This window comes from Virgibacillus ndiopensis (genome assembly GCF_900187325.1).
Lineage (GTDB): Bacteria > Bacillota > Bacilli > Bacillales > Amphibacillaceae > Virgibacillus_E > Virgibacillus_E ndiopensis.
Map to the genome: position 1 here is coordinate 319,467 of NZ_FZMZ01000006.1, position 16,648 is coordinate 336,114.

18 protein-coding genes are annotated in these 16,648 nt (G+C 36.3%); 15 read left to right on the forward strand and 3 right to left on the reverse strand.

The annotated features are described in order from the left end of the window. Positions 1–67 precede the first annotated feature (67 nt). The gene (locus CS937_RS14275; RefSeq protein WP_099159149.1) at positions 68–532 is read left to right on the forward strand and encodes a helix-hairpin-helix domain-containing protein; all 465 of its coding nucleotides are present in this window, start codon (positions 68–70) and stop codon (positions 530–532) included. A 263-nt stretch (positions 533–795) separates the two neighbouring features. Here CS937_RS14275 and CS937_RS14280 read toward each other — a convergent pair whose 3' ends face one another. Further along, positions 796–2,262, reverse strand: a complete 1,467-nt coding sequence (locus CS937_RS14280; protein WP_176555840.1) for a potassium/proton antiporter — start codon at positions 2,260–2,262, stop codon at positions 796–798. 179 nt (positions 2,263–2,441) lie between these two features. Between CS937_RS14280 and CS937_RS14285 the strand changes: the two genes are divergently transcribed. The 12 genes from CS937_RS14285 to CS937_RS14335 all read left to right on the forward strand — a co-directional run bounded on the left by CS937_RS14285 (position 2,442) and on the right by CS937_RS14335 (position 14,305). Next, on the forward strand, positions 2,442–4,172 hold the full coding sequence (locus tag CS937_RS14285; RefSeq protein ID WP_099159150.1) for a DUF2334 domain-containing protein: 1,731 nt from the start codon (positions 2,442–2,444) through the stop codon (positions 4,170–4,172). Between the two features lie 76 nt (positions 4,173–4,248). Continuing rightward, positions 4,249–6,003, forward strand: coding sequence for a polysaccharide deacetylase family protein (locus tag CS937_RS14290; protein ID WP_099159151.1), 1,755 nt, complete (start codon positions 4,249–4,251; stop codon positions 6,001–6,003). Then, entirely contained in the window at positions 5,996–7,273 is a 1,278-nt protein-coding gene (locus CS937_RS14295; protein ID WP_099159152.1) for a glycosyltransferase family 2 protein, read from the forward strand. The genes CS937_RS14290 and CS937_RS14295 overlap by 8 nt, the downstream gene beginning before the upstream one ends. Before the next feature lie 23 nt (positions 7,274–7,296). Continuing rightward, the gene (locus tag CS937_RS14300) at positions 7,297–8,403 is read left to right on the forward strand and encodes a glycosyl hydrolase family 8 (protein ID WP_176555841.1); all 1,107 of its coding nucleotides are present in this window, start codon (positions 7,297–7,299) and stop codon (positions 8,401–8,403) included. Between the two features lie 150 nt (positions 8,404–8,553). Further along, the gene (locus tag CS937_RS14305; protein WP_099159154.1) at positions 8,554–8,733 is read left to right on the forward strand and encodes a hypothetical protein; all 180 of its coding nucleotides are present in this window, start codon (positions 8,554–8,556) and stop codon (positions 8,731–8,733) included. Positions 8,734–8,743: 10 nt separating this feature from the next. Then, positions 8,744–9,889 (forward strand): winged helix-turn-helix domain-containing protein, encoded by a 1,146-nt coding sequence (locus CS937_RS14310; RefSeq protein ID WP_099159155.1) that lies wholly within the window; start codon positions 8,744–8,746, stop codon positions 9,887–9,889. A gap of 110 nt (positions 9,890–9,999) precedes the next feature. Beyond that, on the forward strand, positions 10,000–11,292 hold the full coding sequence (locus CS937_RS14315; RefSeq protein WP_176555842.1) for an MFS transporter: 1,293 nt from the start codon (positions 10,000–10,002) through the stop codon (positions 11,290–11,292). 170 nt (positions 11,293–11,462) lie between these two features. Continuing rightward, positions 11,463–11,936, forward strand: coding sequence for a DinB family protein (locus CS937_RS14320; RefSeq protein WP_099159157.1), 474 nt, complete (start codon positions 11,463–11,465; stop codon positions 11,934–11,936). Between the two features lie 120 nt (positions 11,937–12,056). Then, positions 12,057–12,737: a nucleotidyltransferase domain-containing protein gene (locus CS937_RS14325; protein WP_281251912.1), complete on the forward strand. Its 681-nt coding sequence runs from the start codon at positions 12,057–12,059 to the stop codon at positions 12,735–12,737. After that, a complete protein-coding gene (locus CS937_RS19830; protein WP_281251926.1) occupies positions 12,664–12,846 on the forward strand; it encodes an aminoglycoside adenylyltransferase domain-containing protein in 183 nt (60 codons plus the stop codon). The genes CS937_RS14325 and CS937_RS19830 overlap by 74 nt, the downstream gene beginning before the upstream one ends. Before the next feature lie 179 nt (positions 12,847–13,025). Beyond that, on the forward strand, positions 13,026–13,685 hold the full coding sequence (locus CS937_RS14330) for an HAD family hydrolase (protein WP_099159158.1): 660 nt from the start codon (positions 13,026–13,028) through the stop codon (positions 13,683–13,685). Positions 13,686–13,750: 65 nt separating this feature from the next. Then, on the forward strand, positions 13,751–14,305 hold the full coding sequence (locus tag CS937_RS14335) for a GNAT family N-acetyltransferase (protein ID WP_425445473.1): 555 nt from the start codon (positions 13,751–13,753) through the stop codon (positions 14,303–14,305). Between the two features lie 141 nt (positions 14,306–14,446). Here the strand turns inward: CS937_RS14335 and CS937_RS14340 are convergent, their stop codons facing one another. Continuing rightward, the gene (locus CS937_RS14340) at positions 14,447–15,208 is read right to left on the reverse strand and encodes an SDR family oxidoreductase (RefSeq protein ID WP_099159160.1); all 762 of its coding nucleotides are present in this window, start codon (positions 15,206–15,208) and stop codon (positions 14,447–14,449) included. 151 nt (positions 15,209–15,359) lie between these two features. On the opposite strand from CS937_RS14340, the gene CS937_RS14345 reads away from it, so the two are divergent. After that, a complete protein-coding gene (locus tag CS937_RS14345; RefSeq protein ID WP_099159161.1) occupies positions 15,360–15,932 on the forward strand; it encodes a TetR-like C-terminal domain-containing protein in 573 nt (190 codons plus the stop codon). A gap of 89 nt (positions 15,933–16,021) precedes the next feature. Continuing rightward, entirely contained in the window at positions 16,022–16,330 is a 309-nt protein-coding gene (locus CS937_RS14350; RefSeq protein ID WP_099159162.1) for a hypothetical protein, read from the forward strand. A gap of 70 nt (positions 16,331–16,400) precedes the next feature. On the opposite strand, the gene CS937_RS14355 is transcribed toward CS937_RS14350, so the two are convergent. After that, the gene (locus CS937_RS14355) at positions 16,401–16,595 is read right to left on the reverse strand and encodes a hypothetical protein (RefSeq protein WP_099159163.1); all 195 of its coding nucleotides are present in this window, start codon (positions 16,593–16,595) and stop codon (positions 16,401–16,403) included. Between the last annotated feature and the right edge of the window lie 53 nt (positions 16,596–16,648).

Consider the following 16,648-nt stretch of genomic DNA (forward strand, 5'->3'; position numbering starts at 1 on the left):
CCTCTAGATTAGAATTATCGCCTTCTTTTGTTCAGGTAATAATAACTTTCAGGTATTTTGAAGGAGGATGATTATCATTCCCAATCCAACATTGTCACTAACGCCAGATGAAAAAACAAAATTTAGAAAAGCTAAAGTAAAAATTAGTGAAATACATACTCTAAGTGTTGAACAGTTAATCGAGATACTAAATATTTCAGATGAGAGAGCAAATATAGTGAAAGGTTTATCAGAATTCCAAGCGGTTCCATCCATTGGTTATAAATTGGCTGAGAAGCTTGTATATCGTTTAAATATTTATTCTTTAAATGATATGAAAGATAAAGATGGTGCTGAACTATTTGATAGGTTGGAACAATGTTTAGGTGTATGGACGGACAGCTGTGTAGAAGATCAAATTCGCTGCATCGTTCACCATGCGAATACTCCAGGTTCTAACAGACAATGGTTCGATTTCACAAAAGAAAGAAAAGAATACAGGGAAAAAGTTGGTTTTCCAAAAGACAGGCCTAGAAAAGCGTGGAATGAATAGGATCGTATACATTCAATATAAAATTACCAAAACATGTTTAGGTGCCAGACCTTTTACTTTACAAAAATCAATTACAGTGTAAGTGGAGGAATCATTTAAATCTTTAAATCCATAATTTGCCAAATCAACGATCCAAAATACTCTTCCGCTTTTCATCATCACAACCGGATCACTTCCCAATGCTTTTATCCCACGCCTTTCGCCTCCACTTACTCCAGTTATGAGTACTCAGCCAATCAAACCGAGATTTTTCATTTATTAAATTAACTTTTCCGTTCTTTTTTTCTGTTCTTCCCATACAGCACTTCTTTCACTTTTCCCCTGATTTTCTTGTTTATCAGTACATATAACGTGTCATGATCCTCTATGACAGAGTTTCCTGTTGGAGTCAGTAACTCACCACCACGTACAATTCCAATAATCAGCGTATTATCAGGTAGTTCCAGATCGATTAAAGAAGTGTTAACTGCCGGTGATTCTGATGTGATTGCTACTTCCATAATTTCCGAGTCGGTGTTACCTAGATTGATCAACTCCATACTTGGCGATTCTTGGTGGCTCTTTTCTCCAGAAAGTCCTAGCTTTGAAGCAAGCCATGATAATGTACTACCTTGTACCAATGCAGAAATAAGTACAACGAAAAATACTGCATTAAAAATTACCTGACTATTTTCTATATCTGCCACAATAGGATAAGTTGCAAGTACGATAGGGACAGCACCTTTTAATCCTGCCCAGGAAATAAATAATTGTTCTTTTATGTTATATTTCATAAAAATCATACAGATGAAAACTGCAATTGGACGGGCAATAAACATTAATATGAAGGATAACACAATACCTTGCCAGGATACGCCTATTAATTGATTTGGAAATACCAACAGTCCTAACAGGATAAACATTAAAATTTGCATCATCCAGGAAAAACCTTCGTTAAAACGTGAGATGGTGAAGCGGTACATTAAGTCACTATTACCGACAAATACAGCCATTACATACACGGCGAGTAATCCACTACCACCAGCAAGGTCGGTAATGACATATGTAAAAATAGCCATACCCATCGCAAGTACCGGATATAATCCAGCTGCATCCAACTTTATATGATTGATGATCAGAACAATTATTTTACCTAGTATTAATCCAAATAGTAGTCCTAGTGCCATTTGTATAAAGAAACTTCCAATAGCATTCCAAATAGAGCTGTCAGGTATTTGAATCATTTCAATAAACGCTACTGTTAAAAATACAGCCATCGGATCATTAGAACCAGATTCTGCTTCCAGTGTAGAGGTAAGTCTTTTTTTAATGTTCTTATTTCCTAAAACGGAAAAGACAGCAGCGGCATCGGTAGATCCTACAATCGCACCGAAGAGCATCCCTTCCAATAAAGAAAAATCAAGGATGAACATAGCAGCGAGACCTGTTACTACGGTAGTAATCAACACACCGAACGTTGCTAATGTACTTGCAGCCCCGATAATTGGACGAATATGATTCCATTTTGTATGTGCACCACCATCGAACAGGATGATGATTAAAGCAAGAATTCCAATTAGCTGGGTAAGTTCTACATTTTCAAAGTAAATAAATTCATTGAGTGCCATACCTACAAGTAGGAATAAAACAAGTGAAGGTAATCCTAAACGCGAAGAGAATTTTGTAGCCAATACACCAATAATTAGCATTGCAGAGAATAAAAATATTAACATTTCTACAGTCAAATCCAAGTTTTATAATCCTCCCCAATCATAGCCTGTATAAATAATGATACCTAAAATTCTGATAAAAAACAAAGCGTGTGCTTTCTACTAGCAAAGTCAAAGAAAATAAAAAACACTTGAATTCTTTATAAAGTTCGTGTATGTTCTTTAATAAGAACAATAGCTATATTTAAGGAGGGAAGTTAATGATCAGGAATCGTCATCATGCTAAATATGGTCTTAAGCCACTCCTGTGTGGAATACTATTTCTAGGATTACTATTTCCGCCTTCCCTTGCAAAAGCTGCATCTGACAAGGAATACGAGAACGTGAATGTGTTAATTGTCTATTCTTCACGAGACAGAAAAGTTGATGAGCATCAGCGATTATTAGATTTGTTAATTAGTCACTTTACCACAAATGTGACTTTTAAAAGTAGTAATGAAGTGCAAGAAAAGGATTTAGAAGGAATTACCCATCTTTTTTATTATGGTCAGGTGGAAGATAAATTACCCAATTCGTTTTTAAGGATGTTCTCTACATTCACTGGTACTGTTGTAGCTATCGGATATAATGCAAATCAATTAGAAACTCAATTCTCGTTTATGAAACCTGTTGGGGTAAAGGAATATACGGAAATATTTTTTTCTGAAAATGAAAAAAGAAAACGAACCGTTGAACCCCAAAAAGTTATGGAGATCACAATTGAGGATAACACGGATGTCCTTATTGAAGTAAGTCAAGGCGATAAGGAATATCCATTATTCGTTCACCATCAAAATGCTTACTATTACGCTATGAATGATTTATTCCCACCTAACTCAAACTTTTTAGCGGAAGCATTGCATAATGTATTTAAGATTTCACATGAAACATCAACACGGGCATATTTAAGGCTGGAGGATATTCATCCACTAGTTGATCCTGAATATGTTAGTGAAATTGCAAAGATTCTAAAACAAAGGGATATTCCGTATATGGTCTCAGTTATACCTGTTTATGTAAATCCAGAAACTGAAGAAAAGTATCACCTCTCCGATGCACCAGAACTGGTAAAGGAGTTAAAGTATATGCAGGATAATGGTGGAAGTATTATCTTACATGGATACACAGATCAGTACTTCCTTGGAGAAACGGGCGATGGATATGAGTTTTGGGATATTGAAAAAAACAGTCCAATCTATCAAAGTCCTGAGGTAAATACTCCAATCAAGACGGAGGAAGACTTTTCTAGTGGCACAGCTTATAAAAATTATATAAAAAATTTAGAAGAATATGAAACAGCGTACATCGAAGAAAGATTAAATAAAGGAATTCAGGATTTGGTCTATCATGGGTTAAACCCTGTCGCCTTTGAAGCGCCGCATTATGCAATGTCGCAAAATGGATACGAGGTTGTTTCAGAATACTTCTCAACGATTGTTGGGCAAGTTCAGCTTACCGATGACGACTGGAAAATCATGACCGAAGCTCCGAATATCACGTCTCCTTCCTTTTTACATGGAATGAAATTGCTTCCTGAAACAATCCGATATGTTCGTTATGACGATCCAACGTCCATTCAGGAAATGAAAGACAGGGTAAATGATTTTTCTATTGTCAGGGATGGTATTATCGGTGGGTTTTATCACCCATTTTTAGGTGTGGATGGACTTGTTGATCTGATTGATGAAATGGAGAAAATTCCAAATTTGGAATGGATTGATATAAAAGACGTGAATAATACTGTTAAAACAGGTGGAGTCGTTATAAATAATGGAAAGCTAGTTTCTGATAAGACAGACCGTGACGAGGGTTCATCAGGTTCCACGGAGTTTCCTACGTATCTTATCAAACTGTCAAAGGATAATGTACTGTGGGTTTTGGCAGGTTCGGGAACAACAATGTTCATGGCATTTTTGTCGTATGTATTCTTTAGAAGGATACGAAATGGGTAAGGTTATTTTTTTATAATCATTAGTTCTTTAATAAGAACAAATGAATATAAAATAAAGAACACCTAGGGGGCTAAAAATGATTTTAACACATAAAAAGCGATTACCTCAGATTTTAATGCTGGTCGGAATCCTATTCATGACTTTATTTACTAATGGTATACAGGTGGATGCCGAAAATTCAGCTGGGAATGATCCAAAAGTGTTAGTTGTTTATTCGTCACAAAGTGGTGAGGTTAATGATAATGTACGGATGCTCGACCTGCTGACCGGTCATTTTACAATGAATATTACTTTTATAAATACATCGGAGATTGAAGAAAATGATCTGAAAAACGTTACACACCTGTTTTACTTTGGTCAAATGAAGGAACAGTTACCAAACTCGTTTACTAGCATTTTAGATTCTTTTAACGGTACAGTCGTTGCTTTGGGACATAATGTCGCCCAATTGGGAAAACGTTTTTCTTTTGTTATACCACAAGGGGAAGCGATATTTTCAAAAGTATTGTTGATGGGGAAGGGAGAAAAGGTGGAAAGTATAATTCCTCATACAGTGTTAAACGTAAATACGACCAAAGAAACGGAAGAGTTAATAAAGGTTACCCACGGATCTGAAAATGTCTATCCATTGTTTGTAAAAAATAAACAGAATTATTATTATGCTTCATCAGATATAAAGCCACCACTATCGATTTATCTAGGAGAAGTTTTACATGAAGTGTTTGATGAGGAGCATGAGAACGTCCATCCTGGTTATATTCGATTAGAGGATATTCATCCAATGGTTAATGTAGAAAAACTGATGGCGGTAGCTGAGGAGCTTAAAAAACGTGACATACCCTATTTGGTGGCAGTTATACCCGTTTATACAAACCCTAAAACGCACGAGGAATATCACATGTCTGACTTTCCTCATGTGATAAAAGCACTGAAATATATGCAGGACAATGGAGGAAATATTGTTATGCATGGCTACACCCACCAATTTAGAAAGAGTGAAACAGGAGAAGGATACGAGTTTTGGGACGTAGAAAATAATATGCCAATTTATCATGGACCAAACGAAAAAGTAATTAAGAAAACGAAGCAGGACTTCGATACAGCTGCAGATTATGAAATGTATAAAAAAGAACAAAAGGAGTTTGAGAAGAAGTATGTTGAAGAGAAACTGACGAAAGGAATTCAGGAGCTGACAAACTATGGTATTTATCCACTGGCCTTTGAAGCGCCGCATTATACAATGTCACAAAATGGCTACGCTGTTACGTCTAATCATTTTTCAACCTATGTTGGCCAGGTTCAAGTTAGTGATGAAGACTGGGAAATTATGACTACAGCTCCCTACATTACAATGCCTAGCTTTTTAAAAGGTATGACATTGCTTCCAGAAACAATGGGGTATGTGCAGCCAAATGATTCAAAAGTAATTAAGAGGATGATCAACGATGCAAAACAATACTCAATTGTTAGAGATGGTATGGTGGCGGCTTTTTTTCATCCTTCTCATCCTGATTTAGATATAAATGATTTTATAAAACTTCTCGATAGGATGGAGAAAATCCCAGGAATAGAATGGATAGATCTGAAAAAAATGGACCATACAGTGACAGCGGATAATGTCAAAATTGAAACCGACAATGGAAAAAGAATTGATAATATTGATAATTTAGGTCTTTATATGTCATCCTTCGATTATTTCCTGTATCACTTTAAAGAGACGGTTAAAGGTCTGACATGGTGGATGGTTGGTGTCGGGGCGTTGGCGGTAGTTCTCTTCACTATTTATACGTTCGTTACAAGGAAGCGATTAAGGAGGGGTCGATTTGGCTGATGTATTCATGTATATCTCGTTATTTCTTATATGGTTTATGCTGTTCTATCACATTTTCTTGATGCAGGGTGGATACCTCCATTCCTTGCAGCATCGAAAATCTGAAAAAGAATGGCAGCAGAATAAGACTTCATTTCCGTCTGTTAGTATTTTAATCCCAGCACACAATGAGGAAGTTGTTATCGGAAATACACTGGAATCGATGGTGAACTTAAGTTATCCACTTGATAAGCTGGAAGTAATTGTTATTAATGATAATTCAAGTGACAAAACAGGAGATATTGCAGATTCCTATGCAAGACGATACCCATTTATCAAAGTAATTCACAATTGGCCACCATTTTCAGGTAAAGGAAAATCTGGAGCATTGAATAAAGGGCTTAGTGAATCGACAGGGGAAGTAATTTGTGTCTATGATGCGGATAATACACCAGAATCCGATGCAATTTACTGGTTAACAATAGGTTTATCTAATGACCCTAAAGCTGGAGCAATTGTTGGTAAATTCCGTGTAAACAATGCCATGAAAAACCTGCTCACTCGTCTTATTAATATTGAAACACTTACATTTCAATGGTTAGCACAAGCGGGGCGTTGGTTTTGGTTTAAAATGGCAACCATTCCTGGAACTAATTTTGCGATACGCAGGTCGATTCTGGAGGAGTTAGGTGGATGGGATGAAAAGGCATTATCAGAGGATACCGAATTAAGTTTTAGGGTTTATAACTTAGGCTATCATATCCGGTTCTTCCCGTCGGCTGTAACCTGGGAACAGGAGCCGGAAACACTTCGAGTATGGTGGCGGCAGCGAACAAGGTGGGCACGCGGGAATTTATATGTTATCGGCAAGTTCTTCATGCAATTCCATAAATTAAAAAATAAGAAAGTAGGTCTTGATTTATTCTACTTCTTGTTTACATACCTTTTGTTCTTCGGTGGTGTAATGATTTCCCATACTATTTTTATTCTCAATTTATTCTTCGATTTAAACTTGTCTATTGGTCTAGTATCCTATGCCTTGCTAATCATAGGGTTTCTCCTATTTGTGACAGAGGTACTGCTATCGTTAAGTATGGAAAAGGATCAGTTCAATAGGAAAAACTTTTTCACCGTGCTTTTGATGTATTTAACTTATTCACAGCTGTGGTTGTTTCTAGTTGTAAATGCAACGTTCTTAGAGATAAAACGAATCTTGTTTAAACAAGAAGTAAAATGGTATAAAACGAAACGATACAAACAAGAGGAATTGGAGAAAGACCGTACAGCTTGATGTTAGGATGTGGGGGGAGGAGGGTGAGAAAAGTTATTAAACTACTGGTAATGTTAATATTCATCATCGTCATTATTGTTATCATTCTAAATTTACCTGAAAAAAAGAAGCCTAAAAAATTTCCAACTGAAAGCTTTATCGTAAGATGTCTGCAAAATAATAATGGTACGCTTGCTACTTACATAAAAGACAGCAATATTGTTGATGAGGATTTAGTGAAAGGCAGGGAAGCATTATCAGAAACGTTAGGATTATGGATGTTGTACGCCCTTGAAATAGAAGACAAACAACTTTTTGATGAAACGTATCAGAACCTACAAAACTATTTTCTCGAAAAAGATGGCTATATCAGCTGGAAAATAAATGCATCTGGTAAAAGCTATGTTTACACAAATGCATTAGTGGACGATTTCAGAATTATAGATGCCCTACTTCAAGCTGACAAAAAGTGGGGAAATGAAAATTATGTAGAAACTGCAAATTTAATTAGTCGTTATGTTAACAAGTTCAGTAAAAATAACAACGTACTTACTGATTATTATGAAAGACGCCTCAACTACAGCAGCAATCACGTTACATTATCCTATATCGATCCTCTAGCACTTAAAAAATTAAAAAAACGTAATTGGATAGATAGCCAAATATACGATAACACACTGGCAATCTTACAGGATGCACCACTGAAAAATGGATTTTATCCTAAATCATATCATGTTCGGAAACAATCATATAAGTTCGATAGAGATGTTAATATGGTAGACCAAGTACTAATGGCATATCATCAATCAAAGGTGGGGATTGTATCAGCAGAATTTTTAAACTTTGTGAAGGCGGAAATAGAGCGGCATGGCATTATTAATGGAAAATATGATATTCAAACAAAAGAGCCGACAGTTGAATATGAATCCCCGGCTGTTTATGGTTTTTTAATTATGTATGCTTTGGAAATGGACGAAGTTGACTTTGCGCGTAAATTGTATGAGCGAATGATTGCATTTAAAGATAATGATTATAAGAGCCCGTATTATGGTGGATACTCGATTAGTGAGGTGGGAGATACGCACATTTTTGATAATTTGGTACCGTTGTTGGCAGAGCGGAAGTTGGATAAGGTTGATGGAGAGGATTAACAAATTGCAAAAGCATGGTAGGACATTCGATTTGAGCTGGTGAATAACGTTGTTTGATAACTTGACCTTATATTCATAATATTTGTGTTAAAATAGAGGGACAGAGGGACAGACCCCATGTCCCCAAAATTTAATACAAGGGGTGTTTACATGGATGTAAGTAATCCAGTGGATTTTGGGAGTAGATTTGGAGCGGGAATTGTAGATGCATTTATTATATTTATAGTAGTTGGGCTTCTTTCACTAACACTGTATGGTCAGTTTTATAATGAATTTTATCGTCCTGTCGATTTATTAGTGGGACAAAGGGACAGACCCCTTGTCCCATGAAGGTGAAATAATGGGGATGCTCAAGTTTTTCATTGGTGATTATAAAGTGAAATATCGTTCCGAAGAGGTCGTTCTGTTACCAAAGGAATTTCAACTGCTCCAATTTTTATATCAAAGTCCATCAAGGATTTTTACTAGGGAAGAACTTCTTGATGCGGTTTGGCCAATGGAAGCTCCGATTGACAGGACAGTTGATGATCATATTTACCGGATTAGAAAAAAGTTGTCACCACTGTCTTCTGTTGTTGGTATAAAGACAGTACGGGGACAGGGTTACCAATTAAGGCTTAATAAAGAGGTACATGATAGTCCTTTGTTAAAGGATGAGGAAGTCTCTTCCAATGTGAAAGTCCTCTTTCACAAATATCATCTCTATGGCCAGGGTGATGCTCTAAAATTGCTTGAGGAAAATCAAGCTGTGTTTGGCTTTGAGCTTGATCTTCAAAGCCGCCTTTATCTCCATTTCATGAAGGGGAATTTCAAGTGGTTTATAGGTGCGGAGGAAATCTCCTTCTGGGAAAAATGCTATTACTTTCTTCATATATATTCCTACATTGAAGCGGATAAAGAGAAATGTCTTGATTATTTCACCAGAGCGTTGGCAGCTAAAGAGCTGCCTGAATATCATCGGCAAGAAATAAAGTTACTGAACCGCTTGTCTCTTTTAATATTCACAAAGCGGATTAGTGAAGCGGAAAGTCTCTTAAGTCAATCAAAAAAGACAATTCACGAAAAAGAACTGAAAGGTTTTATACCGCTGATTTCACTAACAGAGCTTTATCTTGCCTTTCTCGAAAATGATATTGCCTCCATACAAGAAAAGATGACCGAAATGGAAAAAATACTCGTAAAATATCCTTTTTCAAGGGAAAAAGCAACCTTTTTAATTATCAAAGGATTAAATAGCCTAGCATTGAAGAAACAAATCGAAGCGGAGTATTACTTCGATCAAGGATTCGAACTGTTCCGGAAAGCTAAATACATTCCCGGGATCTTGATCAGTCTGAACATTATCCTATTCTATTTAAATGAGTTTCAAATGAAAGATGACTTATACGCCCATTACCAAGAAGTATGGAAAAAGTATACTGAAGAATATAAATTTACTGAATTGCAGCAAAGGATTCAAAGCCAACTTGATTTTTATTTAAAATAACATTGTAGGCTTCTGCATCGCAGAAAAATTCAAAAATTGCTATCCTCTGATACTTCTCTGATATTCGCTCGTTATTGTTAATAGGAGAAAATATCATGGAGGTATCACAGATGAAGAAAAATGCATCAATTTGGAGAGATCGAAATTTTATCAAATTCTTTTCGGCTAATGCCCTTTCCGATTTAGGGAATTGGTTTGACTTTGTTGCAGTGCTTATTTTGTTTCGATACACATGGGAGGCGAATCCGATGCTGATCGCCCTCATACCTGTCATGTATGCTATTCCGAGCATTTTGTTAGGGCAATTCGCAGGCGTGTTTGCTGACCGAAGAGATAAGCTGAAAATCCTTGTCCATTCCGATTGGATTCGAGCGGGTTTAACTTTGCTGCTAGTTTTTACCCCTGCCCCCATGCTTGCCCTGCCTGTTCTTTTGTTCCGCAATACGGTAGGTGTGGTAAGTTTACCTGCCCAACAGGGACTGATGAGAAATATTGTTGATGAAGATGACATTTTGAAGGCAGTAACCATTAACGGAAGCCTGTTTCAGCTCGTAAAGGTAGTTGGTCCGCTTATCGGTGGTTCGGTGGCGGGTGTTTTTTCTCCAGACATTTCAATTGTTGTAAATGCTCTTTCTTTCGTTTTGTCCGGAATCATCCTGACTCGGGTTCACTTGAAAAATCAAGTTCCAGAAAAAAAGGAGGAACTCGAAACAACAGAACAAATAGGATTCTTCGCTTCATGGAAGGAAGGCTGGAGCATAGTTTTGAAAAGTAGGATCCTTTTAGCAAGCATCATTTTTGGGATTGTCAGTACTTTAACGATTCAAATGATTGATGCTCAAATTGTTACATTGTTCAGCGAGGTATTCCCTAAAAGAGCCGAACTGACAGGTTGGGCGATATCGGCGATTGGAATCGGCTCCCTCCTTGTTGTCCTGTTTCTAAACAGGCTGGAACAGATCCGAAACTACGGCTGGTTCTTTGGTTCTGGCAGCCTGCTCATTGGCTTAATGACTGGGGGGTTTGGATTGCTAGGTGATTACAGCTTTATCATTCTGGCAATTGGGCTTGCTTTGCTAGGTGGAATTGGCAATGGGATTATGTTTACTGCGGTAAATTATCTAATTCAAAAGGAACCACCAAAAGAAGCAATTGGCAGGGTCTCTGGAATTGTAGATTCTACCTTGAGTATTTTATTTATAGCCGGTCCGCTACTGGGCGGTATGCTGATCAATCAGTTTGGTGTACTTATGGCTTTTAAAATTATCGGTATTGGACTCACCGTGATCGGCGCTGCCGGAACTCTCTTCCAAAAGCTCATCTGGAAACAGAAGAACTCGGCTGTAGGCCAGGAACAAGCTAAAGAGGATGTGAAGCGGCATTTTGATGGGACATGGGATTAGATTTGATAATTGATTACTATGGTGATAATGGTTTACACACACCGATAGAGCATTTTTGATTGTGCTGGTTCACAAGTTATGGAACAGGGGAGTTGCAAATCGATAAGCATATTTAAAAAAATAGAGTAGTTATTAATAAGGTCTCTGTACCTTATGAAGGAGATGAAAATATGAAACATGTTCAAGAAGTTCTATTAGATCAGTTATTGGCGAATGCCAATGACCCCAGCTGGTATCTTCCATTTACAGAAGCAGTAGAAAATTTATCGGAGGAAGAAGCATTTTGGCGGCCTAATGTAGATAGTCATAGTATTGCTGAAATTGTGCAGCATCTAATTTACTGGAATGAAATTTGGCAATTAAGATACCAACAATCTGACATCACAGTTGTTCCGTCTATTGAAAATAACGATAAAAGTTTTATTATTCCAGAAAACAAAACGTTTAATCAATTAAGAGAGCGTCTATTAGAGGTGCTATTACAATGGCAAGGTCTACTAACCGAGAAACAACTCAAAAGTGATGTAAATGGATTCCCTGTACCAGCTAAATGGTATCAGTTACTCGGAAATGCTATTACGCACAATGCTTATCATATTGGTCAAATTGTTTATATAAGGAAGTTGCAAAAAGGCTGGAATTGAATAAACAAGTGATTTTATTATTTTCGCTACAAGAGTTGAAGACAATGAAGGAATCAGAACTCTATTTTCTTTGTGCTAACGTTGTCGGTTAACCATACAAAGTTAAATGGTGGGATAAATATGGCTTATAGTTGGAAAACGTGCTCAACTGATGTAAAGGATTTTGTTTCTCACCTTCTAAACGAGACTAAAGAAATTATAAAGGAAAATTATCTCGGTTTTTACATACACGGGTCTTTAGCAATGGGAGGCTTCAATCCGAATAGAAGTGATATTGATATTTTAGTAGTTACGAACAATTCTATGACTACTAAAACTAAGCGGAAACTAGCAAAATTCTTTCTAACTTGTTCGGATAATCCATATCCAGTGGAAGTAAGTTTTTTGAATGATAAACAATTAAAAAATTGGAAGCATCCTAGTCCGTTTGATTTTCATTATAGTGAATTTTGGAGGGGACGTTATAAAGATGATTTGGCTACTGGGGCGTATCACTATTTAAACGAAGTGATTAAGACTGATGCTGATTTAGCAGCACATATAACTATAATCACTAATAGAGGGGTATGTATAGATGGAAAGCCTATTGCTGAAATTTTCCCTTCTGTTCCACGTTCACATTATGTATCTTCGATTATGGGAGACTTCCGAGCGTGTTTAGAGAATATTGAAGAGGAACCAATATATTGTACATTAAATTTGCTTTCTGTATCTAAAAGAAGGAATTATTTCATCGAAGCAAGAAGCTGGCAATTGGGGGCTATTATCATTACCGGGAGAAATGAACTTTGTTATGCATAAAGTGATTCGTAGTTATGCCAATGAAAAAGAAGTTTATGATTTTAAGAAAGATGAACTTCTTTTAATAAAAAATTATATTGCTAGTAATGTACAAGAGTTATTAAGGTAAAGCGTGGAGGAAGTTTACGAATAAATTTTTGTTGGTTGGTGTACTTTTGCTCTTATTAATGCTGGTTTAGCACAAGGGAGAAACAGATCGGGTCTTAATTGGTTTTTAATTTCATTGTTTCTTGGACTGATAGCGAAATTGTTATTGGTAGTACAGTAATTTAAAAATGGAGTGAAAAAATGTCTCAATCACTAATCTTTGATATGGACGGAACACTATTTCAAACAGATAAAATTTTAGAATTATCACTTGATGATACTTTTGAGCAGTTACGATCACTAAACAAATGGCACACCGTAACCCCTATTGATAAATACCGTGAAATTATGGGTGTCCCTTTACCAAAAGTATGGGAAACTTTACTACCTGAACATTCTGATGAAGTAAGAGAACAAACTGATGCTTATTTTCTGGAAAGATTAGTTGAAAATATAAGAATAGGAAAAGGTGCCTTATATCCTAATGTAAGGGAGGTTTTCAGTTATTTAAAAGAGAACGATTGTTCAATATACATAGCAAGTAATGGTTTAATAGAATATTTAAATGCAATTGTAAATTACTATGATTTGGATAATTGGATTACTGAAACATTTAGTGTTCAACAGATACAAACGCTGTATAAAGCAGATTTAGTTAAGACTATTATAAGAAAGTATAATATTAAAAAAGCAGCAATAGTCGGGGACCGTCTATCCGATATTAATGCGGCTAGAGATAATGGTTTAGTCTCGATAGGCTGTAATTTTGACTTTGCACGAAAAGATGAACTTTCTCATGCTGATATGGTAATAGACGATCTAATTGAGCTGAAAACCATATTACCTAGGCTAAATAAATAGATATTCTAAAGGATGTCCATTGCACTAAGAGATTAGGCGCTTCAGTTTTGTAAGGGGGAATTGTTGTGGAAGTAAGTGTATTTCCTGTACTTGAAACGGATAGATTGGTTTTGAGACAAGTAACAAAAGAGGATGCGAGCAGTCTTCTAAAGTATTTATCTGATCAAGATGTAATGAGATACGTAGGATTGGAGCCATTTAAGTCAATTAATGATGCTATGGATGAGATTTCCTGGTATCATTCAATCCTCAAAAAGAGAACAGGAATAAGATGGGGGATTACGTTGAAGGACCAAGGCGAGGTAATTGGGAGTTGTGGTTTTCTTAACTTGGTTTCACAACATTATCGTTCTGAAATTGGTTTTGAGTTAAGTAGAGAGCATTGGGGGAAAGGAATAGCAAGTGAGGCTATTGAAGCTGTTATTAGATATGGATTTGAGCAGATCGATTTACAACGGATAGAAGCGTTAATAGAACCTCCTAATATACCATCACAAAAGTTGGTAGAAAAACAGGGATTTATTAGAGAAGGACTTTTGAGAAGTTATGAGTTTACTTGTGGAAAATTTGATGATTTATACATGTATTCATTGTTAAAGCAAGATTTCAATACAAAATGATATATTGTGAGGCTCCTAAATTTATCATCTTCTGTCTTAGAGAAAGTTTAAATTATTGTTTTAAGTAAGTAGAAAATTAAAAGAAGCCTTCTAAAAGGTTAAAACTTACAACCTCGAAAGCCTCTTTTTTAAGGATTTTATTTAGAATGCTGCTGTCCATCCACCATCAGCGGTTATAACAGTACCGTTTACAAAACTTGATTCATCAGATGCTAAGAATAGAGCTACTTGGGCAATTTCCTCAGGCTGACCTATTCTAGGCATTACTTCTTGCACTGCTTTGGTTCGTTCCATGCCAAATTGATTAACATTTTTCATGGAGGATGCAATATTGGTTGCTACTCCACCTGGGGCAATGGCATTACAGCGTATCCCTTTCTTAGCATACATATAGCCTGTATTTTTCGTAAGACCAATAACTGCATGCTTGGATGCTCCATATGTTGCACCTGCATGGGCTCCGTTTAATCCACCAGTAGAAGCGGTATTAATGATTACGCCTTTTCCTTTTTTTAAGAAAATAGGTAGTGCTTTGCGCATTGCTCTCATAACACCTTTTGTATTAACATCAAAAATTAAGTCCCACCGTTCATCAAGAATATCCCCGACAGGCTCAAATCCATCCATAATACCAGCGTTGTTTACTAGAATATCCAACGTTCCATATTCATTTACGGCTGTGTCAATCATATTATCAATGTCTTTCTGTTTTGCAACATTTACCTGAACGGCCTTCGCCACTCCATTATTTTGTGTGATTTCTTTAACTACTGTCTCTGCACCTTCCAAGTTTAGATCGGCAACAACCACTTTAGCGCCTTCATTAGCATATAATTCTGCAATCGCCTTCCCCATACCTGAAGCTGCACCAGTAACGATAGCCACTTTGTCTTTTAATTTCATCCTAATTCCCTCCCAAATAAAAAAATATTGAACATGTGTATATTAACTATTATACTGGATAGGGAAAACATGTACAAACGACGGAAAACGCAAATAATGTTGCGTAATAGACACTTATTAGCAAAAGTGTTTAAGTTGAGGAGAAAAAAATATGAAACAGGATCTGCGAATTATAAAAACGCAGGATAGCTTACGACATGCTTTGTTAACTTTATTGAAAACAAAACCTTTGGAATTGATTACAGTCGCAGAACTATGCCGTTTAGCAAAAGTTAACCGTGGAACGTTTTATTCCCACTATAAAGATGTCCACGGTGTCTTTAAGCATTATTTGGAGGTGATTGTAGAAGACTTTAGGCAATCTTATGAGGAGCCTTACCATAAGACGAACTTTCATATTCAAAATATCGAAGCGGACATGATCCGAATCTTTCATCATGTGAAAAAATATCAGGATTTTTATCAGATTATCTTCGATGAACGTATTCCAATGATGTATTTTTATCTACTTTTCGATACGGTGCGTTCGTTTATGAAAGAAACCTTAGATGAAATAGAATTGCAATCCGAATCTAACATACAAGTAGACTATCTAATTAGCTATCAGACGAATGCTATCCTTGGAATTTTAATTGAATGGCACCGACAAGGATATAAGACATCTATCCAAGAGCTAAATCAACAGCTTATCACTATTTTATCGATTAACAGTCCTTTTCGATAGGTGTAGTTGTTATATAAATAGATTGATGTTTTGTTTTAAAAGAAACTAATTTCCAGATAAAGTGAAGATCTTTAGGGGGCATTTATTTTGTGAGAAAACAAACAAAAGTAATCATAAGTATTTCATCGGTAGTTTTATTCTTTGTTTTACTTTATTTTTCGATGTCTTTTTCCAATCACTTAGTCATAAAACGGACCATATTTTTAAACGGTTATCCAATAGAAGCTTTTACAACTGATATACAAGATAAACCTGATTCTAAAAGTAATAAATATGGTAAATGCTATGTTATAGATAATCCTAAAGTGAATAACGGTACCGAGCAAGCTGTTCCTGGCGTTTGTATGAAGAAAAGTAAGTTTGGCTTTTACTATGATATCACAATTGGCGTTTTCTAAGAGGTAAAAGAAAGAGGAATCTTGATTGTGTTCGATTAGGAAAGCACACCTCTGCTGACGGTGGATCTATTCATGTAAGAGTAAGCCAACCCAAAGCACCGCCGTGCGAATCACTCTTCCAATTTGACGGGGACAATAAACTTGTCCCCCTGTCCCAGGAAATACGTTTTGGTAAATCTGCTTCTTTTAGCTTATTCCTAACTTGCTGCTCCCAGCTTTTTACCGTATCAATGGTTGTGTTTTCTTGTGTAGCAATGTCCTTCACTGACATCCCTCCAATGATAAAGAAATATACCAATTTCCATTGATTATCGGTTA

What these genes read in the sequence shown, in the direction of transcription:
- CS937_RS14290 (WP_099159151.1), top strand. Translation starts at nt 4,249, where the DNA reads ATGATTTTAACACATAAAAAGCGATTACCTCAGATTTTAATGCTGGTC.
- CS937_RS14275 (WP_099159149.1), top strand. Translation starts at nt 68, where the DNA reads ATGATTATCATTCCCAATCCAACATTGTCACTAACGCCAGATGAAAAA.
- CS937_RS14315 (WP_176555842.1), top strand. Translation starts at nt 10,000, where the DNA reads ATGAAGAAAAATGCATCAATTTGGAGAGATCGAAATTTTATCAAATTC.
- CS937_RS14310 (WP_099159155.1), top strand. Translation starts at nt 8,744, where the DNA reads ATGGGGATGCTCAAGTTTTTCATTGGTGATTATAAAGTGAAATATCGT.
- CS937_RS14305 (WP_099159154.1), top strand. Translation starts at nt 8,554, where the DNA reads ATGGATGTAAGTAATCCAGTGGATTTTGGGAGTAGATTTGGAGCGGGA.
- CS937_RS14330 (WP_099159158.1), top strand. Translation starts at nt 13,026, where the DNA reads ATGTCTCAATCACTAATCTTTGATATGGACGGAACACTATTTCAAACA.
- CS937_RS14345 (WP_099159161.1), top strand. Translation starts at nt 15,360, where the DNA reads ATGAAACAGGATCTGCGAATTATAAAAACGCAGGATAGCTTACGACAT.
- CS937_RS14320 (WP_099159157.1), top strand. Translation starts at nt 11,463, where the DNA reads ATGAAACATGTTCAAGAAGTTCTATTAGATCAGTTATTGGCGAATGCC.
- CS937_RS14340 (WP_099159160.1), bottom strand. Translation starts at nt 15,208, where the DNA reads ATGAAATTAAAAGACAAAGTGGCTATCGTTACTGGTGCAGCTTCAGGT.
- CS937_RS14325 (WP_281251912.1), top strand. Translation starts at nt 12,057, where the DNA reads ATGGCTTATAGTTGGAAAACGTGCTCAACTGATGTAAAGGATTTTGTT.
- CS937_RS14285 (WP_099159150.1), top strand. Translation starts at nt 2,442, where the DNA reads ATGATCAGGAATCGTCATCATGCTAAATATGGTCTTAAGCCACTCCTG.